Here is a 21,306-nt window from a genome sequence, read left to right on the forward strand (position 1 = left end):
ACATATTTTGAAAAGCGCCGAAAGGCGCTTTTTCTTTTTCTGCGTTTCGCATTTCATTACCGATTTCCCATAGATACTGGCATCCTGCCACGAAATCCGTATCATACGCGCCTAACCTTCGCATCGGGGAGCGATGTGCCATATCCATATGTCATTGGCTGGCTTGATCGCGTAGAGAAATTTTAGAGGCACTTAGTATTAACATGTCGAATCAAGAAATCACCAAAGCACAAAAGTACAACCAGAATAAGTTGCAAAAGCGCATTCGCCGCAACGTCGGCCAAGCCATTGCTGACTTCAACATGATTGAAGACGGCGACCGTATCATGGTTTGCCTGAGTGGCGGTAAAGACAGCTACACCATGCTGGAGATTCTGCAGAGTTTGCAGAAAAGCGCCCCGATTTCTTTTGAACTCATTGCAGTAAACCTGGATCAGAAGCAACCGGGTTTTCCTGAGCACGTGCTGCCTGAATATCTTGATGGTCTTGGTGTTGAGTACAAGATTGTAGAAGAAGACACCTACTCGATTGTTAAAGACAAAGTGCCAGAAGGTAAAACCACCTGTTCACTATGCTCTCGCCTGCGTCGCGGTATTCTTTACCGCACGGCTAAAGAGCTGGGTGCAACCAAAATTGCACTGGGTCACCACCGTGATGACATTTTGGAAACCTTGTTCCTGAATATGTTCTATGGCGGCAAAATGAAAGGCATGCCACCTAAACTGGTTTCCGACAACGGTGAACACGTTGTGATTCGTCCTCTCGCGTACTGCCGTGAGAAAGACATCGAGCGCTATGCAGAAGCTGCTGAGTTCCCGATTATTCCTTGTAACCTGTGTGGTTCGCAGCCAAACCTGCAACGTCAGGTGATCAAAGAAATGCTGCGCGATTGGGATCGTCGTTTCCCAGGTCGAATCGAAACCATGTTCCGTGCAATGCAAAATGTGGTGCCATCACACCTGGCTGACTTCGAGCTGTTCGACTTCAAGAGCATCGATAAAGATTCTGGCGTCATTAATGGTGGTGATAGTGCGTTCGATAAAGAGCAATTCAGTGATACACAACCATCAGAAGACGATGTGGTTGAATTTGATCCATCGCTGAAACTGGACGTGGTTCAGGTGAACTAAGCCGACCAACAGAGATAAAAAAGCCCGCAACTTCAACTGCGGGCTTTTTCTTTTTTAAACGCTAAGAGACTAACTTTGCGGAATCCAAGGCGTCACTTTCAGTGGCTCTTGCGGGAAAAAGACACGTTCCCCACTCTTTAGCTCGGAAGCACGTATAATAGCGACCTTACCATTGACATCGATTGTGCGCCCTTCTGAAGTTTTCAGCTCAGGTTGTGCATCAGCAAAATGTACGGTCACACCTTCCACTTCCGGCATAAACCAAGAAGCGAACATACCCCCTAAATCCTGCATCATGGTCGTCATCTGAGGAACCAGATTATTCACCTCTTCTTCCGTCACTTCAGATCCAAAACTGTTCTTTGCCAAGACCTGAAACGAAATATCACAAGCTTGGGTACCAGCCGTTTCAATAAACACATCCGGATTCACTTTACGGAGGTGGTTATCAATGGGAAGCGGTAGTTCTTGCGATGCTGGGATCTCAAATTCTTCGTAATGCGCTTTTTTGGTCATCCAGGCTTTGGTGATTTGACAAGTCGCCCCTGAAGAAGGAGAAACCATAAAATACCCAATCTTTACGTCTGGATGGTTTTCACTGTAGTTATGCTTAAGCTGGGTATATAGCTTGCTATAACTGAATTTTACCTGCGCCGCGGCAGCAGGTGCTGAAATTACAGCTGCCAACAAGACAGCCGTAAGTCCTTTAATCATCCTTGGCTCCAATACTTCTCGTTGTATCGAATCATGCTTTGCACTTCTTCGACATAAGCTTGGCCGCGTTCAGAATAACTTTTCAATCCATTAGCCAAAGCAACGCCCGAAATCGGCTCTCCTGATTTTCTCAAGTCGGCTCGGATATCCCGCAACTGGGCATACGCTTTATTGCGGTTGACGTTAAGGAAATACGCGCGGATTGATTGGTAAGTGTCTTTGAACACGGCAACTTCGTGGGTTTTACCCTGCGAACGTGCACTTGGCACCATGCCGCAGCCAGAAGTGTAACACCACTGACCAAAGTAGTTATTTCCTTCGCGGGCAAAGCGTGATGTGCCCCACCCAGATTCTTTAGCTGCCTGAGTTAAAACAAGATCTGCAGGTATCACATCCACACGCTTGAGGGCTTCTTGATACCATTTTTTGTCAGCACCTGCTTCTGGAAGTGGCAGATTAAACAGCTCGGCGACACGGGCAAGGAACGCCTCGTCTTCATCCGTTGGTGTTTTACCTTTTTCCAGTCCAATGAGCCGCGTGCGTGCGTTCTCGATCAGTCCGTTGATATAGTTGATGCCAGGTTTCATAAAAGCCACAAACGCTTTCTTTTTCTCATCAACAATTTTGTAGGAAGCAAAATCAGGCTTCTCGACCATTGAAGGTGGTGGTGAAGCCGGTTGCAGATTGTCTACTGTGATGGGAGATTGTGGGGCGTCGCTACACGCAGAAATAAACAGAGCCGAAGCCAATACAGCATGGGAAAGCTTCATTTACGCGTTGAAAACCTCTTTATTCCCGCCATCAGAAGAAGAATCGTCATCTCCCTCTTGTGACACGGTCACTTCAATACCAACACCGAACATTTCACGGTAAAGCACGCCCTTCACATTGAACATGAATGGTAGCGCCCAGACCAAGGCCAAGCCTGCTGTCGCATAAGAAAAGACAAACAAGATAGCAATGACGATGTAAACCAAGGTCAATGGTATCAGTTTTTTTATAATCGCCCTAAATGAAACGATCATCGCCTCCACCGGACGCAGCCGTTTTTCACAGATAAGCAAAATGGTCATAGAAAAGGTAATGCCGAGGAAAATGCCCAGCAACGGTATGAGTTGGCTGCTAAAGCTTTGTAGTGCGTTGATAAAGCTCATTGCCAACGTCACCGCCAAACCATAAGCCAACCCCTTTGTGATATGCCTAGGTTTGGTTCTAAAGCCTATCGCGTGGCTTAAACCCATCAGGCTCGCACCGGCATAAAGTGGTGCAGATAGCACGGTGGCCGCGAAAACTGCAATTCTGGCCGACGCCATAAGATCAGGCGTCATTTGCTGCTTGCCTATAAAGGCTTCCATCACCGAATAAGGCGTGCCATTCATGATGGTCAGCGCCACCAGGAAAATCAGAATGTGCGCAATGGTCAATATCACGGTTGCAGGCAGAAATTGCCAAAAATGCTTTTGCGTTAGCTTAACGGCTTCCTGAACCACGCTGGAAGCACTCAAGTTATAATCACCACTCAGCGCATTTTCTAAAGTACCGCCAACGTGCAGTGCGTTGCTCAACTGTTGTTTATTCATAACAAAGTAACTTTTGTCTTTAGCCTAAGAAATTTCCCCACTCTTAAAGTTATAGGTGATATTTTTTGGATGCGTCTCAAGGTGTCGCATTTTTGGACGTCACATTAAGGGTCTATACTTGCGAGCGCCCGCGTCCTCAAATGGATGATGCAGGTCACAAGAATCGGTTTTGTTCGCGGTTTCTTCATTTTCTTATGCCGCGTCAATTCAGGGCGAAAAATTCCCGGTAAAACACAAAAAACGCTTTAACTTCATGATTCGCACGTCTATCATGCGCGGTCTAATTTTTAGGGGAATTTTTACTTAGCTAATCGCCCGTGGTGTAAGGAGTGAGAGTAGAATTGAACGCAACACAACCAATTAAAAAACCCGTTGTCCAGTTAAAAGGACTGTGTAAGAGCTTCGATGGTAAAGAGATCATCTCTAACTTCGATCTTGAAATTAACAACGGTGAGTTTTTAACCATTCTAGGTCCGTCAGGTTGTGGCAAGACCACAGTACTTCGTTTGATTGCTGGTCTTGAAGATGCAGACGATGGCCACATTATCATCGATGAGCAGGACGTGACTGCTATCCCCGCAGAACATCGTCATGTTAATACCGTTTTCCAAAGCTATGCATTGTTCCCGCACATGACGGTGTTCGATAACGTTGCTTTCGGCCTGCGCATGCAGAAAGTTGCTGAAAGTGAAATCGAACCACGTGTGATGGAAGCCCTTCGCATGGTTCAACTGGAACAATTTGCACCACGCAAACCTCATCAACTCTCGGGCGGTCAACAGCAACGCGTCGCAATTGCTCGCGCTGTCGTGAATAAACCAAAAGTACTGCTGCTTGATGAGTCCCTCTCTGCGCTTGACTACAAACTGCGCAAGCAAATGCAGATTGAGCTGAAACAACTCCAGCGCAAGCTAGGCATTACCTTCATCTTCGTCACCCACGATCAAGAAGAAGCGCTGTCGATGTCTGATCGCATCATCGTGATGAAATCCGGTGAAGTGGTTCAAGACGGCACACCTCGTGAAATTTACGAAGAGCCAGCGAACCTGTTCGTTGCGCGCTTCATCGGTGAAATCAACGTGTTTGACGCTGATGTTATCGCCCGTATCGATGAAGAGCGCATTACTGCCACCATCGAAGGCCGTGAATGTCAGGTTTACTGTAAGTTGGACGTTAAAGCGGGTGACCGGGTGAAAGTCCTGCTTCGCCCTGAAGATCTGCGTATCGAAGAAATCGAAGCGGCAGATTCTGGCAATGGCATTATCGGTTACGTTCGCGAGCGCAACTACAAGGGCATGACGCTGGATTCAGTCCTAGAGCTGGAATCTGGCATGTCAGTCATGGTCAGCGAATTCTTCAACGAAGATGATCCAGATGTAGACCACTCTTTGGATCAGAAAGTCGCGATTACCTGGGTTGAAAGCTGGGAAGTGGTACTGCCTGATGAAGAAGCTTAATCTCCAAAACGCCATCATTGGCGTGATTGTAGGTTGGTTGCTGCTGTTCGTGTTTATCCCGAACCTGATGATTATTGTCACCAGCTTCCTGACCCGCGATGACGCAAACCTGATTGAGATGACCTTCACCTTGAGCAACTACGCCAAGTTGATGGACCCTCTCTACGCGAAGGTGGTTTGGCATTCATTCTATATGGCGGCCATTGCTACCCTGCTCTGTTTGCTGATTGGTTACCCGTTTGCGTACATTATTGCGCGCATGCCAGTGAAATGGCGTCCAGTGATGTTATTTTTAGTGATTATTCCTTTCTGGACAAACTCACTAATTCGTACTTACGGCCTGAAAATTTTCCTGGGTACCCGTGGTTTACTTAACGAAGGCCTACTGACGCTGGGCATTATCGATAAGCCGCTACGTATTATGTACACCGAGTATGCGGTGATGATTGGCCTGGTTTATATCCTGCTGCCGTTTATGATTCTTCCGCTTTACTCAAGCATCGAGAAGCTGGACAACAGCTACCTCGAGGCCGCGAAAGACTTAGGCGCAAGCAAACTTCAGGCATTTATCAAAGTCATCTTGCCTTTGACCATGCCGGGCATCATTGCTGGCTGTCTTCTGGTTCTGCTTCCAGCACTGGGTATGTTCTACGTATCTGACCTGTTGGGCGGCGCGAAGAACCTGTTGATTGGTAACGTCATCAAGAGTCAGATCCTTAATGTTCGTGACTGGCCGTTTGGTTCAGCAGCAAGTATTTCCCTGACCGTATTGATGGGTCTTATGCTGTTCGCCTACTGGCGTGTCGGAAAACTGATTAACAAGAAGGTAGAGCTGGAATGAGTAAGTTTTTCCGCACCAGCTTTATGTCGCTGGTCTATGCGTTCTTATACATACCTATCGTCATTCTTATCGTTAACTCGTTTAACGAAAGTAAATTCGGTATGGAATGGAAAGGTTTTACCACTAAGTGGTACACCCTACTTTTGAATAACGACAGCCTGGTGCAGGCGGCATGGAACTCGCTGACAATCGCGGTGTTTTCTGCGACCGCAGCGGCGGTTATCGGCAGTCTGACTGCCGTTGCCCTGTTCCGCTATCGCTTCCGCGGTAAAGGCTTCGTGAATGGCATGCTTTTCGTGGTGATGATGTCTCCAGACATCGTGATGGCAATCTCTCTGTTAGCGCTGTTCGTGCTGATGGGCGCACAACTGGGTTTCCTGACCCTGTTGCTGTCACACATTACTTTCTGTTTGCCATTTGTTGTGGTGACGGTTTACAGCCGACTGAATGGTTTTGATGCACGTATGCTTGAAGCAGCGAAAGACTTGGCTGCAAGCGAGTGGACAATTCTGACGAAAATCATTCTGCCTCTAGCTGCACCTGCGGTTGCTGCGGGCTGGTTGTTAAGCTTTACCCTGTCTTTGGACGACGTCATCGTCAGTTCGTTCGTGACAGGTCCAAGCTATGAAATCTTGCCACTGAAAATCTACTCAATGGTTAAGGTTGGCGTTTCTCCGGAAGTAAATGCTCTGGCAACGCTGATGCTTATCGTCTCTCTCGTGCTGGTCATTTGCTCTCAAATGCTTGCACGCGACAAGGTGCGATAATGATCAGAGGGGAACAATCATAATGATTGTTCCCCTCCTTTGTTTTCGCATTTTTCAGTCACGGATGGTTCGAACCACCCGTTATTCTAACTAACTCATACCAACGAAAAACTACAGGAGTTGTCGATGAAACCCTGGTCTAAGTTTGTGCTGGGAAGCGCCCTGTCCTTCTCTCTTCTTTCTACCGCTGCTGTTGCTGACGAAGAGCTCTACTTTTACAACTGGTCAGAATACATTCCAACTGAAGTCCTTGAGCAGTTTACTGAAGAAACTGGTATCAAAGTCATTTACTCAACTTACGAGTCAAATGAAAGCATGTACGCCAAGTTAAAAACCCACCCAGATGGATATGATCTGGTTGTACCTTCCACATACTATGTGAAGAAGATGCGCGACGAAGGCATGCTGCAGAAAATAGACAAAAGCAAACTGAGCCACTTCGATGGGTTGGATCCAAACAACCTGAACAAGCCTTTTGACCCAGATAACCAATACTCTATCCCATATATCTGGGGTGCAACCGGTATCGGTGTGAACACGGACTTCGTTGAAAAAGACTCAGTACATGCTTGGGCAGACCTTTGGAACCCAGAGTATGAAGGCCAATTGCTGATGATGGATGATGCCCGTGAGTTCTTCCACATTGCGCTCACCAAACTAGGCTACTCAGCAAACACCACCAACCCGGAAGAAATCAAGGCGGCTTACGAAGAGCTGAAGAAGATTATGCCAAACGTACTGGTATTCAATTCAGACTTCCCTGCAAACCCTTACATGGCTGGCGAAGTAGCACTAGGCATGCTGTGGAACGGCTCTGCTTACATCGCACGTAGCGAAGGCGCACCTGTCGACATCGTATGGCCGGAAGAAGGCGCGATTTTCTGGATGGATAGCCTTGCGATCCCAGCGACAGCGAAAAACGTGGACGCTGCACACAAGATGATCGACTTCCTGCTACGTCCTGAGAATGCAGCGAAACTGGCTATTGAAATTGGTTACCCAACACCGGTTAAAGCGGCGTACCCTCTCCTGCCGAAAGCATTCAAAGATGATCCAAGCATCTACCCACCACAAGATGTGATGGAGAAAGGTGAGTGGCAAAGCTCAGTTGGCGAAGCGAATGTGCTTTATGAAGAGTACTTCCAGAAGCTGAAAGCGGGTCAATAACACACAAAAAGCGGCCATTGGCCGCTTTTTGTCACTCATTTGAAACCAGCTCAATCTTGCAGTGCGAGAATCTCTTCAACCAGCTCCGGAACCAAAACGCTCGCCTTTCCATAGCGCTTTTCATCAAATTCACTTTCTACCGCACTCGGCTCCAGGTTCACTTCAATGGTTCTCGCGCCATTAATCGCCGCTTCGTGCACAAACCCGGCAGCAGGATAAACAGAGCCCGACGTACCAATCGAAATAAACAGGTCTGCTTCTACCAAGGCGGTATGGATCTTGTCCATATCAAGTGGCATTTCACCAAACCAGACAACATGTGGCCTCATTGGTGATGGCATTTGGCAGCAATGGCATAAATCATCGACCATAATGTCGTCCTTCCAATCCAATACTTGGTTTGAGCCACTGCAACGGGCTTTCAGCAGTTCCCCGTGCATATGAATGATATTTTGACTGCCAGCTCTCTCGTGTAGGTTGTCGATGTTTTGCGTAACCACAGTGACTGAGCCTTCCAAATCCTGCTCTAGCTTTGCCAGCGCTTCGTGAGCTGCGTTCGGCACAACACCTGACTGCAATTGTCTTCTGCGTTGGTTGTAGAAGGTTTGAACTAATGCTGGGTTTCTTGCGAAACCTTCAGGCGTCGCAACATCCTCGATGTGATGCTCTTCCCATAACCCGTCTTGAGCCCTGAAGGTCCGGATCCCCGACTCTGCCGAGATACCTGCACCCGTTAGTATGACGATGTTTTTATAGGGGAATTGCATATTGAGCTTCCTTTCTGGCAGTGATTCCTGCGCGCTTTTACTGTGTTGGATTTATATGCGCTTTAAACCTTTATATCACTGTTGGTATTGGCAAAACAGCTCAGCGGGACTAGACCATGGTCGAAATCCTACATAAAACAGCATTTAACGAGAGAAATCCGAAATATGTCTTATATTTAATAAGTGTCCCAAACATGAATCGGAACTGACACTTGCAACGACTCAAACTCTCTTTACTTGCTGCCTCTATCACGGCGCTGGTTTCAGTAAATACTGAAGCTGGTGAGCACGTGCAGCTTAGCGGGTTTGGTAATATTTCTGCTATTCATTCGGGAACTGAAAAGTTTGGTTTCGTTTATGACCTAACCAAAGAAGGTGTTTTTGATGAATGGAGCCTCGAAGCAGGCTCATCTGTCGGTTTACAGCTCAACGCCAGCCTCTCCGACGATTGGGACTTTGTGATTCAAGGGGTCGTTCAGGATCGTATAGAAAACGATCTTAACAAGAGCATCACCTGGGCCTTTCTTCGCTACAAAGTATCTCCAGATGTGACCGTCAGAGTTGGACGCATCGCTACTCCGATTTACATGCTGTCAGAATACCGCGATGTGGGTTTTGCTTATCTGTGGACAAAGCCCATCACAGACTTTTACGCCAACATCCCTGTCACTAGCCTTAATGGTGGCGATATTGCTTACACCACACCACTCGGGGATGGTGTGATTGAAGCAAAGTTCTTCGGCGGTCAGTCAGATGTATCGATAAATACGATTTATGAATCCCATGAGGTGACACTGTCACCACTCATAGGTACAAAGCTGAGTTACTTTACCGACCAATGGATACTTTCGGGTTCTGCAGCGACCGCAAAGGTCGATGAAGGCAACCCGGCGACAACGTTGATCACTAATTCATCATCAAACCCATCCATTTTCCAGGCTTGGCCATCTCTTCAAAGCTCACTGCAAGACTTTGAATTCGAAAACACCCGGTTCTATTACTATTCGCTGGGTGCTCAATACGAAACTGGAGATTGGAACATCCAGACTGAATTGAGTTACACCGATGCAGACTGGCCATTCTTCCCCGACCTTGCTGCTGGCTATACCAGCGTGGGGAGAACAATTAACGACCTCACTGTTTATGGGTTTGCGTCAAAGGCTAAATCCGCTGGTGAAATCTATGAGTTAGAGGCGCCACCAACAGTCTTACTCTCCAATCCGCAAATAGGCGGCGCATATGCACTGATTAAAGGAAACCTCGATGCAAGGGTTATCGATCAAGAAACCTTCGGTATCGGGGCGCGTTATGACATCAATTCACAACTGTCACTAAAAGGACAAATCGAAAGAACTTGGTTGAACAACAACCGAATCGGCGGTTGGTCAGTTGACGAACAGGGCCTTACAGCGCCTGTTCCTGACCATATCGATACCATCTCTATTAGCCTGAGTTTCGTGTTCTGATATGAAAAAATTTGTATTAGCACTACTCACATTAACATGGCTAGCATGGTCTCCCGGGGCCCGTGCAGAGTTGGTAGTGGTTGTAAACGCAGAAAACCCGCTCAGTGCCCTCTCTTCACGCCAATTGGTGGACTTATACATGGGTCGCTACAACTCCTATCCAAACGGAGAGTCAGCGGACACAACAGATTTGCCTGAGCGCAGCCAAGAGCGAGAGTTGTTCTATCGTATGTTGGTGGGCAAGTCAGCAGCACAGGTCAATGCCTATTGGGCAAGGTTACTTTTCACCGGTAAGTCAGAGCCTCCACAAACTGTAGGTTCATCTGATGACGTCATTGCCTTGGTGAGAGACAACAAGAATGCAATTGCGTATATCAACGAAGCCGACTTGGTTGATGGTTTAAAAGTGGTATATCGATTTGAAGATTCTCAATAAACGCATTCACATTCGGGTTGCAACGGGTGTAGCCACCGGCGCATTCCTTTTTTCGATCTTCGCTTCTATCACTTGGTTCTACATTTCTTACCACCAGGAAGTCGACCGCTCGCGCAGTCAAATCAAGCAAGTCATCACTACCATCGAGCAAACCGCTTCTATTGCTATGTATTTGGGCAATAAAGAACTGGCGGAAGAAGTGTTACGAGGGCTAGAAGCGAATGACATTATCTCGGCTGCGCGTCTGACCAGTCAGGATGGCCTTTCTGCGTCTTTTTCGGGTAATAGCGATTTAGACCAAGCCGACACTGCGATTATCTTCCCTATTGTCTCACCTTTCGATGAGAACGAATTTGTCGGCGATCTGCTGGTATACCCAAATCAAAGGTACATCGAAAACAATGCGATATCATTGGCGAAAATTCAGGTTATTGTATTGGTTTTCTACTCCGTTATTATCGCGTTGCTAACTCTCATCATCGTCAACCGAATCCTGACGGAACCGATGAAGAATATCGCCAATCGCTTCCACATCATCACGCCTGGTGACACTACCCGAATCGAAGTTCCTGTCGGTCATAAAGAAAATGAAATCGGAGCTTTAGTCAGCGACATTAATGGCTTGCTCGATGCAGTAAACAACCAAATAGATAATGAGCGGGATCTGCGTTCTGAAACCGAAAATCTATCCAAAAAGTTCCGTTTTATCTTTGAGAGAGCGAGCGCAGGTATTGGTCTGATTGACTCTGGAAACCAACTTATTGTTGCGAACCCCGCACTGCTGAGATTGCTTGGCCAGACTTTTATTGTCGACACTGACCGCTTCTCAAAAACCGACTTTACTGGCTACTTCAACGATCCTGCTGAAATTAAAGAATTCATTGAAGAGTTCTGGCTCAAACCTGGCAATCAATTCAGCGCCATGGATATTCAGCTCAAGCACAAAGTGCGTGCTGCTGACCGTTGGGTACACTGCCTGTTCTCGAAAGTCGAAGACATTAACAACCCAGATGACAGCTTGCTTGAAGTCGTCCTCTACGACATCACAGAACGCGCTGAGCGAGAGCAAAACATTATCTATGAAGCGGAACATGATCCAATTACCCAACTGCTCAACCGACGGGCCGGTATGGCGAAATTGGAAGTATCGCTGGAAGAAGCTGACAAGAAACAGCGTAAGTTTGCAGTACTGATGATTGACTTGGATGGTTTCAAGCACGTTAACGACACATACGGGCATGATGCCGGTGATAAGGTGATTATCGAAGTCGCCAAACGTATCAAGCAATTCTTCCGCGGATCAGATGTCGTTGCCCGCTGGGGTGGTGATGAATTCTTGATTGGGTTCTCTTATAACCCGAATTATGAAACGGCGGTGTCAGATATAGCTTCTGATCTTCAATTCCAGATCGCCCTACCCGTCGAAATCGGCCACGAGCAAACAGCATGTGTAGGGTCGAGTATTGGTATCAGCGTCTACCCTGACAACGACGAAGCCATCAGTGCGCTTATCGAGCAGGCTGATGAAGCGATGTATTACGTCAAAAACAACGGCAAAAACTTCTTCCGCTTTTATCAGGCAGAAGAAGCGACAGCATCAGCAAATCGTTAGTCTAGCATTATCAATCATTGAATCCCTCCCTAGCGTCTCTGTATGCTGTGCTTTCACTTCGTAAGCAAAGGACTTCCATTGATGCACCCTCTCAGAGTTTCTGTCCGTGCTGTTTGTTACCGAGACGATACCATTCTGCTCGCTGAACATCGCGACGATCGTGGCCTTTGGTACATTATTCCGGGTGGTGGCATACAGCATAATGAAACGCTCGACCTTGCATTTAAACGTGAGCTTCTTGAAGAAACAGGCGGTGAAGCAGATATGGGCGACATTCTTTTTGTCCGTGAAGTGATTGCGGATGAATTAGAAACCACTTACCTACCCAAACACCTCCATCAAATAGAACTCTTTGTGGAAGCAACTAATTTCCGACAGATCACCGAAGCGTCAGAACCCGACAAAGACCAAATAGGTATGGTTTGGATGCCACTCGATAAACTGCCGGATTTGCTTTTCTTTCCAAAAGCCATGGTGGAAGCGCTTCAAACCAAATCCTTCGACAAGATCTATCAAGGTCACATTATGTAACTGGCTAGACCATTTGTTGTTAGTCACTCAGTTACAATGCCCAACAAGATTAACAGTGGACATCCACCAAAAGAGATCATGCAGTTAGATAACTACTTCAGTCAGAAAGACGGTCAATTCGTTTTCACTCGCCAACAGGCAAGTCACTTCGCCAAACTCGTTGCCGGCGATTTCAACCCGATTCACGACGAGGATTCCAAACGATTCTGCGTGCCAGGTGATCTTCTTTTCTCTGTTCTTCTTGCGAAGGCAGGTATTAGCCAGAATATGCGAGTCAGCTTTTCAGGCATGATTTCAGACAATCTTGGCCTCGCGATTCGTGAGGATGCAAACGGTCACCTGGATGTGATCGATGCAAACGACAAGTGTTATCTAACCATGCACCGCGAAGGTGATAATTTGGTCAATGAGAAGCTTGCGGCTAATGTTGCCGAAAACTACGTGAAATTCTCAGGCATGAACTTCCCCCACATCATGGTTCCTTTGATGGAAGAAAGCGGCATGATGATTAATCCAGATCGCCCGTTGGTGATGTATGAGAGCATGGAGCTCAACTTCAAACACCTCAACTTTTCAAACCCGACGGTTGAGCTAACTAACTCCACCATGGAAGTATCCGGTAAGCGCGGCGCTGTTATTCTTGCCTTTGCGTTTAAAGAAAATGGTGAAGTTATTGGTGAAGGAAAGAAAAAGATGGTTTGCAGCGGCCTTCGTGAGTTTGAAACTTCAGCGGTCGATGCTTTGGTTGATCGGTTTAACAGCCGAAAATCAGAATTCTTATCTGCACAGCCTGCATAACCTGTACGACATACCATATGAACCCCGATTCATTCGGGGTTTTTTATTTGCGTCAATGTCTTATGTGCAATATTTAGTCACACTTTTCACACACTGTTCTATATTTAACTTATCAATAGCGCGCTGGAGTTAAATATGGCAACTGCGAATCTACTCTCTCATATCGATAAGCTCCCAAAGATTCCAAAGGTCGTTCAGGAACTGATGGATTTGGTGAACAGTGAAGGTTCAGACATGAACCAAATCTCAGAAAAAATCGCGATGGATCAAGTGATCAGTGCTCGCGTTTTGCGTCTGTCAAACTCAGCCCACTTTGGCCGAGGCAGAAGTGTCTCCTCTGTTGATGAAGCAGTTATTCGACTGGGTCTGGGCCCTATTCGAACGCTGGTAACGGCTTCGGCATTAATGAGTACTTTTCCAAAAATTGAAGGATTGGATCTCAATGAGTTTTGGGGAACTACCTTCGAAGTAGCAACTTTATGTAAACACGTTGCTAAAGAACTCAAAGCTGATCAAAACGAAGCTTTTACGGCAGGCATGCTGCATAACATCGGCGACCTGTTGATTTACACCGTATACCCTGACAAGGCTCAAAAAGTCGAACTCCACATGGAAGCAGGGAAAACCAAGCCTGAAGCACAACAAATTGTTCTGGATACAGACAATGCACAACTCGGCGGTCAACTAGCCAAGAGCTGGAAATTTGCCGATACATTGGTTGATGCCATTGCTCATCAATATGGTGCTGTACAAGGGGACAACTTTTCTCAACTTGCTGCAATAATTAATTTCTGCGCAAAATTAGACGAAAACTGGGACGGCCTTGTCGACGGAGAAGCCAAAATCACTTGGCTTAACCATCAACTCGAATACAGCATGCTTGGACTCAATGAAAGTGTTGTTGAGTCGATTGACGATATTCGTGGGGCTGGTCGCGAGATGGCCAAGTCTCTGCTGTAAGCACAACCAAAGTCCTTTCAAAAAGCGCCAAAAAGGCGCTTTTCTTTTGTTCAAAACAAGTCAAAGCCCCTTCCCATTGCGTCGTTTTTGGAAACAATAAATTCATTTAATGCTATTTATCGAAAGGTAGTCGGTGCATATTCTCAAATTCTAATAATTAGAAAATCCAGTCGCTGAAAGAGTGACTAGAACTCAATGAAAGCAATGTCGCGAGGACAGCACATGGAACAACCTCGGATTTACCCTGCAAAGCCACGGAAGGTTTACCTCTACGCCACTTGTCTGGTGGATGCTTTTGACCCTGACACTGGGTTAGACGCTATTTCTCTGTTAGAGCAACAAGGCATAGACGTCGAGTTTGTTCCTAAACAAACCTGTTGCGGGCAGCCTGCTTACAGCTCGGGCTATACAGAAGAAGCCAGAGCCGTCGCTGAACACCAAATGTCTCTGTTTCCAGAGAACATTCCCGTGGTCATTCTGTCCGGCTCCTGCGGTGGCATGATGGTTCATCACTATCCTCGCCTGTTTAAAGATCATCCCCTTGAAGCGACCGCCAAGTCCTTTTCGGCACGTGTTTTTGAGCTTACTGAGTTTCTCACCAATGTTTGTCGCGCACAATTCAAAGACCAAGGTGAACAAACCACCGTCGCTATGCATACCTCTTGTGCCGCAAGACGAGAAATGAACGTACATGTTTACACAGCGCATTTGCTCGGGCAACTCGACAAAGTGGAATTGAAGCATCCCCAATATGAAGAAGAGTGCTGCGGATTTGGTGGCACTTTCTCTGTTCGCCATCCGAACATCAGTGAAGCTATGATGGATGACAAATCAAACAACCTGAAAAACACTGGCGGCGTTGAATTCGTCAGCGCAGATTGGGGTTGCATGCTCAATATCAATGGCGCACTGGAATACAAAGGAGAAACCTTCAAGGGTAAACATATCGCCCGTTTTTTGGCCGAGCGCACCGGAGTGGCAGGAGGTGAACAATGAGTCACAATACGCCAGAACATTTCCACCTGCAGGCACAAGAAGCGCTGGGTGACAAAGAGCTTCGACAGAATTTCCGTGGGGCGATGGACTACCTTCGTGGCAAACGGCGTGACGCCTTTCCTGATGCCGCCGAAGAAAAAGCCGTGCGCGACCGGGCAGAAGCCATTCGTCAACGCTGTTTAAGCAAGCTGCCAGAGCTTTTGGATAAGTTAGAAGCTCAGCTCACCCGTAACGGCATTCATGTCCACTGGGCACTCAACGCTGATGAGGCCAATGCAATTTTCAGTGAAATTGCGGAGAAACACCAAGCCACGCTCATGGTGAAAGGGAAATCTATGGTGAGTGAGGAGATTGGCCTCAACCACCACATGGAAAAACAAGGTGTACGCTGTTTGGAAAGCGACATGGGCGAGTACATTGTGCAATTGGACGGTGATACCCCTTCGCACATCATCATGCCCGCCATTCACAAGAACAAGCAGCAAGTTTCTGACACCTTCGAACACAACCTAAACGATTTCAAGCCAACGACCGATGTCGATACCTTAATTCAAACTGGCCGCAATGCGCTTCGTGAAGCCTATCAAGAAGCAGAGATTGGTGTTTCAGGTGTTAACTTTGCCGTGGCTGAAACGGGCACCCTTTGCTTGGTCGAGAACGAAGGTAACGGGCGTATGTGTACCACGATTCCTAGGGTCCATATTGCTATCACAGGTATCGAAAAGGTGGTTGAGTTCCTGTCTGACGTGCCGCCGCTCTATAGTGCCCTGACCCGTTCCGCCACCGGCCAGAACATCACCACCTACTTCAACATGATCAGCAGTCCACGCAAAGAGGGCGAGTTAGATGGCCCCGAAGAAGTCCACCTTATTTTGTTGGACAATGGCAGGACTCAGGCTTATCACGATGAAGAACTGCGTAAAACACTCCAATGTATTCGCTGTGGTGCTTGCATGAACCACTGTCCGGTTTATACCCGCATTGGTGGCCACGCTTACGGCACAGTATATCCCGGCCCCATAGGGAAGATTATCTCTCCGCATCTGATGGGCATCGACAGTACCAAAGAGCTGATTACCGCATCCAGCTTATGCGGCGCCTGTGAGGAAGTATGTCCGGTTCGCATTCCTATCCCTTCCCTGCTCCAGCGTTTGCGTCAGGAATCCAAGAACAAGCCGGAAACGGGTCATGATGTTTTAAAGGGGCAAAATGCGGCCAGCAATACACTAGAGAAGGCTGCGATGAAAAGTTTCGCTTTCGCCGCCACTCACCCATCGCTCTACCACACAGGCCTCGATGCCGCGAGAAAGATGAATGGACTCATCCCGAAGCATCTCGGTAACTGGACGCAGTGTCGCGTGAAGCCAAAACTCGCCAAAACCTCGCTTAAAACCAAGCTCGCACAGCGCAACGGAGGCCAAAAATGAAAACACAGAGTCAACAAGCGCGAGCTGCGATCTTCGCCAAGTTAAACGCGGCACCACGCTCACCGAAAAGTAATGAATTGCCAGCCTGGCAAGCTTGGACATCGGATAACAGTCAAGCTCGGGTTGAGCGTTTATTAGTGTGCATGAAAGCAAGCCACACGGAAATTATCCGCACCGAGAAAGGAAGCATTGAGACTGCATTGGCGGAATGTATTCAAAGCAATGGATTCGGCAAAGTACTGTTTTCGAAAAGCAGTCCACTGGCGGAAGTTATCGCCAACCAATGCCCTGACACAACGGCGCTCAAATTTGACCAAACCATGGAATCGCTGAAGACCACCTTGTTTCAAGAGATCGATGCCAGCGTTAATGTGATTAAAGCAGCTATTGCCGATACTGGCACCCTCGCCATTGTTACCAGTGAAGACGAACCGCGAGCCCTGTCACTGGTTCCCCCTGTTCATATTGCTATCCTTCACGAATCTGACATTGTGTCTAATTTCAGCGAGTTAATGGCTTCTACATTTTGGAAAGAAGCGGGATGGGAAACCCAACCACCAACCAATTTGGTATTGGTTTCTGGCCCTTCAAAAACGGCAGATATTCAACAGACACTCGCCTACGGCGCGCACGGACCGAAGCGCCTGATCCTGATTTTGGTTAAGGAGTAACCATGAGCCAAACGTTGGCTGATTCAATTTACAAAACTCTTCATGAGGCGCTGCAACAAAGGATTCCCCAGCAACGCCTCATCACGGATGAAACCCGTCGTTTAGCTTATGGTACGGATGCCAGCTTCTATCGCTTAATCCCCAAAATTGTCGCACAGGCGGATGATTTAGAGGATGTGGTATTCATCATTCACACCTGCGGCGAACTGAATGTCCCGTTCACATTTCGCGCAGCTGGCACAAGCCTTTCCGGTCAAGCGGTGTCAGATTCGGTGTTAATTACGCTCACAGATAACTGGCGTCACCACACCATTCTCGAAGACGGTGAGAAAATCCGGCTACAGCCAGGTGTGATCGGTGCAGATGCCAACCGCTACCTCGCCCCTTTTGACCGAAAGATCGGGCCGGATCCTGCCTCTATCAATAGTTGTAAAATCGGCGGTATCGCCGCGAATAATGCCAGTGGCATGTGCTGTGGTACCGCACAGAATACCTATAAAACCGTCGAGTCGATGAAAATCGTTTTCCACGATGGAACCCTTCTTGATACCGCAGATAGCCAATCGATCGACCAATTTAAACAAAGCCACCAGCATCTGATTGAAGGTATTCAGTCGCTCTGTGATGACGTGAACGCGAATCACGAGTTGAAGTCACGTATCGCTCATAAATACCGGTTAAAAAACACCACCGGTTACGCACTCAACGCCTTGATTGATTTTTCTGACCCTGTCGATGTGCTGACGCACTTGATGGTGGGCTCTGAAGGTACATTGGGCTTTATTGCGGAGATCACTTATCACACAGTGGTCGAGCACCCGAACAAAGCATCAACCTTGTTAGTTTTTAACGATATAGAGACCGCATCCAATGCCGTCAGCGCACTTTCTAAAACGCCAGTTTCTTCGGTAGAAATGATGGATGGACGCGCATTGCGTTCCGTTGCCGACAAGCCCGGCATGCCAGATTTTCTGCCGTCGCTGACACTCGAACATTGTGCTTTGCTGGTGGAGTCCCGCGCAGCAGATCAAGAGACACTCGACCAGCAGTGCGAGGCTATTCTCTCGTCCATCGCTCAATATGACGTGCCGCATAAAGTCGTATTCACTTCCGACGCTTACACCGTCGCGACACTCTGGGGGATTCGTAAAGGCATGTTCCCTGCCGTTGGCGCTGTTCGCGAAGCAGGCACCACTGTCATTATTGAAGATGTAGCTTTCCCTGTTGAGCGCTTAGCATCTGGCATACGAGAGCTTCAGGCGTTGTTTAGCAAATACGAGTACCACGAAGCTATTATCTTTGGCCATGCGTTAGAGGGTAACCTGCACTTTGTCTTCACCCAGGGGTTTGATAGCGAGGAAGAAGTTGAACGCTATGGCAAATTTATGGACGACGTCGCGCAGCTCGTTGCCGTGAAATATGGCGGCTCTTTAAAAGCAGAGCATGGTACCGGTCGCAACATGGCGCCCTACGTTGAGTTGGAATGGGGAACTGATGCCTACTCACTGATGCAGCGCATCAAAACCTTGTTTGATCCGAGAGGACTTCTCAATCCGGGCGTGATTATCAATGACGACCCGCATGCGCACGTGAAGAACCTGAAACCGATGCCAAAAGCGGATGATCTCGTCGATCGCTGTATCGAATGTGGTTTCTGTGAGGCGGTGTGCCCTTCAAGAACACTTTCACTGTCACCAAGACAGCGCATCGTCATGTATCGTGAACTTAGCCGTTTAGAGCGAGACGGCTCTACAGAGCGATATGCAGAGCTTCAGAAGGCTTTTGATTACCTTGGTGTAGATACCTGTGCCGCTACGGGACTATGTGCTGACCGCTGTCCTGTGGGTATCAATACCGGTGATCTCATCAAGAAGGTACGTACAGAGAAATACAAACGCTTTACGCCGATTGCGACCTGGACGGCAGCTCATTTCTCAACTGTCACTGCTATGACGCGAGTCGGTCTGACCACCAATAAAGTGATGCAGAAAACGCTAGGCCAAAAAGCGCTCGGCTCGACCATCAATGGGCTTCGTAAACTGACCAAAGGTAGAACCCCAAGCTGGCATGAGAACTTTCCTGTTTCGAATAGCATCCAGGTCGAGCCATCTGCTGTTGCTAAAGAGAAAAAAGTCGTTTACTTCCCTTCTTGTGCCTCTCGCAATATGGGCAATGAAGTGACCAGTGATGACAAACGTTCATTGACCGAGGTGACATTGTCACTTCTTGAGCGTGCGGGATATCAAGTCATTACGCCTCATTCACTCAAATCGCTCTGTTGTGGTATGCCTTATGACAGTAAAGGCATGAATTCTATCGCCAAGAACAAAAGCGAGGAACTTCAGGCCGCGATTTGGCATGCAAGCCAGCACGGAAAAATCCCGGTGCTGATGGACACCAGCCCTTGCACCAAACTCAGTAAGGAACACTTTTCCCAGACCATGAATATCATGGAGCCTGCAGGCTTTATCATGGAATACCTTATTGATGATCTGGATATCAAGCCACTGGATGAAACCGTGATGCTTCATATCACCTGCAGTTCGAGACGGATGGGATTAGCAGATACATTGCTGAAAGCCACTAAAGCGTGTGCAAAGGAAGTGATTGTGCCGGAACATATTGAGTGTTGTGGTTTTGCAGGGGATAAAGGCTTTTTCACGCCAGAACTCAATGAGTCTGCCCTTTCACCGCTCAAAGCTCAGATTCCGAATGGTTGCACACGGGGGTTTAGCAACAGTAGAACCTGTGAGATTGGATTAACCCATCACAGCGGCATTCCTTACCGAAATATTCTTTATCTGCTGGATGAAGCATCGCGCCCACGTGGTTAGGTAACGACCAATAGCTGCCCTTTTCGTTGATAACGCAAAGGGCTTTTTAGTGCTAAGCGGATGTTGCCAAACTATCCCCTTCATCGATTTCAAACTCTAAAGGCTCTGAGCACCATTCAGTGCCGTTAATCATACTAAGTAAGGTCAGTGCCGCCCTCTCCCCCGTTTCTCTGTCAGGTGTTACGACACTGGCCAGTTTCGGCATCATAGATTGCCCTATGTCCAGCGCATGAACTCCGGCGATACCAATCTGATCAGGAACTGACAGCCCTTGATTTTGGCACTCAATCAACACGCCAGCCGCAAGCTCATCATCTGTGCAGAAGAAAGCATCGGTATCCGGGTAGCGATCTAAAACCTTGGTCGTCATTTTGCGAGCCAGTGACACGGACGATTCTGCCTTTGCGGTAATACTTCTTGGCGTGAGTCCCGCATCTTCCATGGCATCGACGTAACCTTGAAGCTTGCTTGAGGTTCGGATCCCCTTTTTCACATTCAGGCATACAATGTGCTCGAAACCGCGCTCAATCATCAGTGTCACCATGGAAAAGGCGGCAAGCTCGTTATCAATACCCACACCGTGAGTGGTTTCTGTGGCGGTTGAATCCATGACTTCCACGTAAGGAATTCCGGCTGTCTGGATCATTTTCAGCGATTTTGCGGTATGTTCATTGTCAGCAAGGATAAGCCCATCAACATTAAAAGAGAGCAATGATTCAATACGCTGTTGTTCGATCTCTGCCTCATAGCCGCCATGAGCCAGCATGACTTGGTAGCCATTTTCTTCAGTGATGGCTTCTATTCCCGCAATCACTTGTTGGAACACGGGATGGCGCAAAGAAGGAAGGATAACACCGAGCGTTTTGCTGCTGCGGTTGGAAAGAATGTCGGGAACCCGATTAGGAATATAACCTAGCTCATCCAGTGCTATTTGGATTTTCTCTCCAGTTTTTTTCGCGACTTTATGGGGATGTTTGAGGTAGCGGCTGACAGTCATTTTGGTGACACCAACACGTTCAGCCACATCATTCATAGTGGGACGGCGACTTTTTTCCATATCACTCTCCTCAAAAGACCCTTGGTATAAGTTTTTGAGCAGATTCAGTTATTCGCCACTAGGAATATGCAAAGTGTGACCCATAACATTAACTC

General features: G+C 47.6%; 20 protein-coding genes. 15 read left to right on the forward strand and 5 right to left on the reverse strand.

From position 1 onward, the window contains the following. The first annotated feature begins 203 nt into the window (after nucleotides 1-203). Nucleotides 204-1,130, forward strand: a complete 927-nt coding sequence (ttcA, locus tag G5S52_RS03395; protein ID WP_165011798.1) for a tRNA 2-thiocytidine(32) synthetase TtcA — start codon at nucleotides 204-206, stop codon at nucleotides 1,128-1,130. A gap of 69 nt (nucleotides 1,131-1,199) precedes the next feature. Here the strand turns inward: ttcA and G5S52_RS03400 are convergent, their stop codons facing one another. Genes G5S52_RS03400 through G5S52_RS03410 form a run of 3 tightly spaced genes read right to left on the reverse strand, consistent with a single transcriptional unit; the run spans nucleotide 1,200 to nucleotide 3,424 of the window. Beyond that, nucleotides 1,200-1,844 carry a DUF2987 domain-containing protein gene (locus G5S52_RS03400; RefSeq protein ID WP_165011799.1) on the reverse strand — a complete coding sequence of 215 codons (645 nt, stop codon included), beginning with the start codon at nucleotides 1,842-1,844 and terminating at the stop codon, nucleotides 1,200-1,202. Beyond that, nucleotides 1,841-2,614, reverse strand: coding sequence for a glucosaminidase domain-containing protein (locus tag G5S52_RS03405; protein WP_165011800.1), 774 nt, complete (start codon nucleotides 2,612-2,614; stop codon nucleotides 1,841-1,843). The genes G5S52_RS03400 and G5S52_RS03405 overlap by 4 nt, the downstream gene beginning before the upstream one ends. After that, nucleotides 2,615-3,424, reverse strand: a complete 810-nt coding sequence (locus G5S52_RS03410; protein WP_165011801.1) for a DUF2189 domain-containing protein — start codon at nucleotides 3,422-3,424, stop codon at nucleotides 2,615-2,617. Nucleotides 3,425-3,765: 341 nt separating this feature from the next. On the opposite strand from G5S52_RS03410, the gene potA reads away from it, so the two are divergent. From potA to G5S52_RS03430, 4 genes are all read left to right on the forward strand, one after another. Then, a complete protein-coding gene (potA, locus tag G5S52_RS03415) occupies nucleotides 3,766-4,881 on the forward strand; it encodes a spermidine/putrescine ABC transporter ATP-binding protein PotA (protein ID WP_165011802.1) in 1,116 nt (371 codons plus the stop codon). Continuing rightward, complete coding sequence (gene potB, locus G5S52_RS03420) at nucleotides 4,865-5,722, forward strand: spermidine/putrescine ABC transporter permease PotB (protein ID WP_205743775.1); 858 nt, start codon at nucleotides 4,865-4,867, stop codon at nucleotides 5,720-5,722. The genes potA and potB overlap by 17 nt, the downstream gene beginning before the upstream one ends. After that, a complete protein-coding gene (gene potC / locus G5S52_RS03425; protein WP_002537168.1) occupies nucleotides 5,719-6,489 on the forward strand; it encodes a spermidine/putrescine ABC transporter permease PotC in 771 nt (256 codons plus the stop codon). The genes potB and potC overlap by 4 nt, the downstream gene beginning before the upstream one ends. Nucleotides 6,490-6,615: 126 nt before the next feature. Then, a complete protein-coding gene (locus tag G5S52_RS03430; protein WP_165011804.1) occupies nucleotides 6,616-7,656 on the forward strand; it encodes an extracellular solute-binding protein in 1,041 nt (346 codons plus the stop codon). Nucleotides 7,657-7,706: 50 nt separating this feature from the next. Here G5S52_RS03430 and cobB read toward each other — a convergent pair whose 3' ends face one another. Continuing rightward, nucleotides 7,707-8,423, reverse strand: coding sequence for a Sir2 family NAD+-dependent deacetylase (cobB, locus tag G5S52_RS03435; RefSeq protein WP_165011805.1), 717 nt, complete (start codon nucleotides 8,421-8,423; stop codon nucleotides 7,707-7,709). Nucleotides 8,424-8,635: 212 nt separating this feature from the next. Between cobB and G5S52_RS03440 the strand changes: the two genes are divergently transcribed. From G5S52_RS03440 to G5S52_RS03485, 10 genes are all read left to right on the forward strand, one after another. Beyond that, nucleotides 8,636-9,889, forward strand: a complete 1,254-nt coding sequence (locus G5S52_RS03440) for a hypothetical protein (RefSeq protein WP_205743760.1) — start codon at nucleotides 8,636-8,638, stop codon at nucleotides 9,887-9,889. A 1-nt stretch (nucleotide 9,890) separates the two neighbouring features. Next, the gene (locus G5S52_RS03445; protein ID WP_235956077.1) at nucleotides 9,891-10,325 is read left to right on the forward strand and encodes a type 2 periplasmic-binding domain-containing protein; all 435 of its coding nucleotides are present in this window, start codon (nucleotides 9,891-9,893) and stop codon (nucleotides 10,323-10,325) included. Beyond that, nucleotides 10,309-11,937, forward strand: a complete 1,629-nt coding sequence (locus tag G5S52_RS03450; RefSeq protein ID WP_165011806.1) for a sensor domain-containing diguanylate cyclase — start codon at nucleotides 10,309-10,311, stop codon at nucleotides 11,935-11,937. Before G5S52_RS03445 ends, G5S52_RS03450 begins: the two co-directional genes overlap by 17 nt. Before the next feature lie 81 nt (nucleotides 11,938-12,018). Then, nucleotides 12,019-12,468 (forward strand): NUDIX domain-containing protein, encoded by a 450-nt coding sequence (locus G5S52_RS03455; RefSeq protein WP_165011807.1) that lies wholly within the window; start codon nucleotides 12,019-12,021, stop codon nucleotides 12,466-12,468. A gap of 78 nt (nucleotides 12,469-12,546) precedes the next feature. After that, on the forward strand, nucleotides 12,547-13,266 hold the full coding sequence (locus G5S52_RS03460) for a DUF3581 family protein (RefSeq protein ID WP_165012105.1): 720 nt from the start codon (nucleotides 12,547-12,549) through the stop codon (nucleotides 13,264-13,266). Nucleotides 13,267-13,401: 135 nt separating this feature from the next. After that, nucleotides 13,402-14,226: an HDOD domain-containing protein gene (locus G5S52_RS03465; protein ID WP_165011808.1), complete on the forward strand. Its 825-nt coding sequence runs from the start codon at nucleotides 13,402-13,404 to the stop codon at nucleotides 14,224-14,226. 222 nt (nucleotides 14,227-14,448) lie between these two features. Further along, nucleotides 14,449-15,222, forward strand: a complete 774-nt coding sequence (locus G5S52_RS03470; RefSeq protein WP_165011809.1) for a (Fe-S)-binding protein — start codon at nucleotides 14,449-14,451, stop codon at nucleotides 15,220-15,222. After that, nucleotides 15,219-16,649 (forward strand): LutB/LldF family L-lactate oxidation iron-sulfur protein, encoded by a 1,431-nt coding sequence (locus tag G5S52_RS03475; RefSeq protein ID WP_165011810.1) that lies wholly within the window; start codon nucleotides 15,219-15,221, stop codon nucleotides 16,647-16,649. Before G5S52_RS03470 ends, G5S52_RS03475 begins: the two co-directional genes overlap by 4 nt. Beyond that, a complete protein-coding gene (locus G5S52_RS03480) occupies nucleotides 16,646-17,320 on the forward strand; it encodes a LutC/YkgG family protein (RefSeq protein ID WP_165011811.1) in 675 nt (224 codons plus the stop codon). Before G5S52_RS03475 ends, G5S52_RS03480 begins: the two co-directional genes overlap by 4 nt. Before the next feature lie 2 nt (nucleotides 17,321-17,322). Then, nucleotides 17,323-20,154, forward strand: coding sequence for an FAD-binding and (Fe-S)-binding domain-containing protein (locus G5S52_RS03485; RefSeq protein WP_165011812.1), 2,832 nt, complete (start codon nucleotides 17,323-17,325; stop codon nucleotides 20,152-20,154). A 52-nt stretch (nucleotides 20,155-20,206) separates the two neighbouring features. Here the strand turns inward: G5S52_RS03485 and G5S52_RS03490 are convergent, their stop codons facing one another. Beyond that, complete coding sequence (locus tag G5S52_RS03490; RefSeq protein ID WP_165011813.1) at nucleotides 20,207-21,211, reverse strand: substrate-binding domain-containing protein; 1,005 nt, start codon at nucleotides 21,209-21,211, stop codon at nucleotides 20,207-20,209. Nucleotides 21,212-21,306 lie beyond the last annotated feature (95 nt).

The sequence above is a fragment of the Grimontia sedimenti genome (assembly GCF_011045095.1).
GTDB classification, from domain to species: domain Bacteria; phylum Pseudomonadota; class Gammaproteobacteria; order Enterobacterales; family Vibrionaceae; genus Enterovibrio; species Enterovibrio sedimenti.

Excerpts from the sequence above, each read along its gene's own strand:
- G5S52_RS03480 (WP_165011811.1), top strand. The coding sequence starts at position 16,646 with ATGAAAACACAGAGTCAACAAGCGCGAGCTGCGATCTTCGCCAAGTTA.
- G5S52_RS03465 (WP_165011808.1), top strand. The coding sequence starts at position 13,402 with ATGGCAACTGCGAATCTACTCTCTCATATCGATAAGCTCCCAAAGATT.
- potC (WP_002537168.1), top strand. The coding sequence starts at position 5,719 with ATGAGTAAGTTTTTCCGCACCAGCTTTATGTCGCTGGTCTATGCGTTC.
- G5S52_RS03445 (WP_235956077.1), top strand. The coding sequence starts at position 9,891 with ATGAAAAAATTTGTATTAGCACTACTCACATTAACATGGCTAGCATGG.
- G5S52_RS03455 (WP_165011807.1), top strand. The coding sequence starts at position 12,019 with ATGCACCCTCTCAGAGTTTCTGTCCGTGCTGTTTGTTACCGAGACGAT.
- G5S52_RS03400 (WP_165011799.1), bottom strand. The coding sequence starts at position 1,844 with ATGATTAAAGGACTTACGGCTGTCTTGTTGGCAGCTGTAATTTCAGCA.
- G5S52_RS03460 (WP_165012105.1), top strand. The coding sequence starts at position 12,547 with ATGCAGTTAGATAACTACTTCAGTCAGAAAGACGGTCAATTCGTTTTC.
- G5S52_RS03405 (WP_165011800.1), bottom strand. The coding sequence starts at position 2,614 with ATGAAGCTTTCCCATGCTGTATTGGCTTCGGCTCTGTTTATTTCTGCG.
- ttcA (WP_165011798.1), top strand. The coding sequence starts at position 204 with ATGTCGAATCAAGAAATCACCAAAGCACAAAAGTACAACCAGAATAAG.
- G5S52_RS03475 (WP_165011810.1), top strand. The coding sequence starts at position 15,219 with ATGAGTCACAATACGCCAGAACATTTCCACCTGCAGGCACAAGAAGCG.
- G5S52_RS03485 (WP_165011812.1), top strand. The coding sequence starts at position 17,323 with ATGAGCCAAACGTTGGCTGATTCAATTTACAAAACTCTTCATGAGGCG.
- G5S52_RS03490 (WP_165011813.1), bottom strand. The coding sequence starts at position 21,211 with ATGGAAAAAAGTCGCCGTCCCACTATGAATGATGTGGCTGAACGTGTT.
- G5S52_RS03430 (WP_165011804.1), top strand. The coding sequence starts at position 6,616 with ATGAAACCCTGGTCTAAGTTTGTGCTGGGAAGCGCCCTGTCCTTCTCT.
- cobB (WP_165011805.1), bottom strand. The coding sequence starts at position 8,423 with ATGCAATTCCCCTATAAAAACATCGTCATACTAACGGGTGCAGGTATC.
- G5S52_RS03410 (WP_165011801.1), bottom strand. The coding sequence starts at position 3,424 with ATGAATAAACAACAGTTGAGCAACGCACTGCACGTTGGCGGTACTTTA.
- G5S52_RS03470 (WP_165011809.1), top strand. The coding sequence starts at position 14,449 with ATGGAACAACCTCGGATTTACCCTGCAAAGCCACGGAAGGTTTACCTC.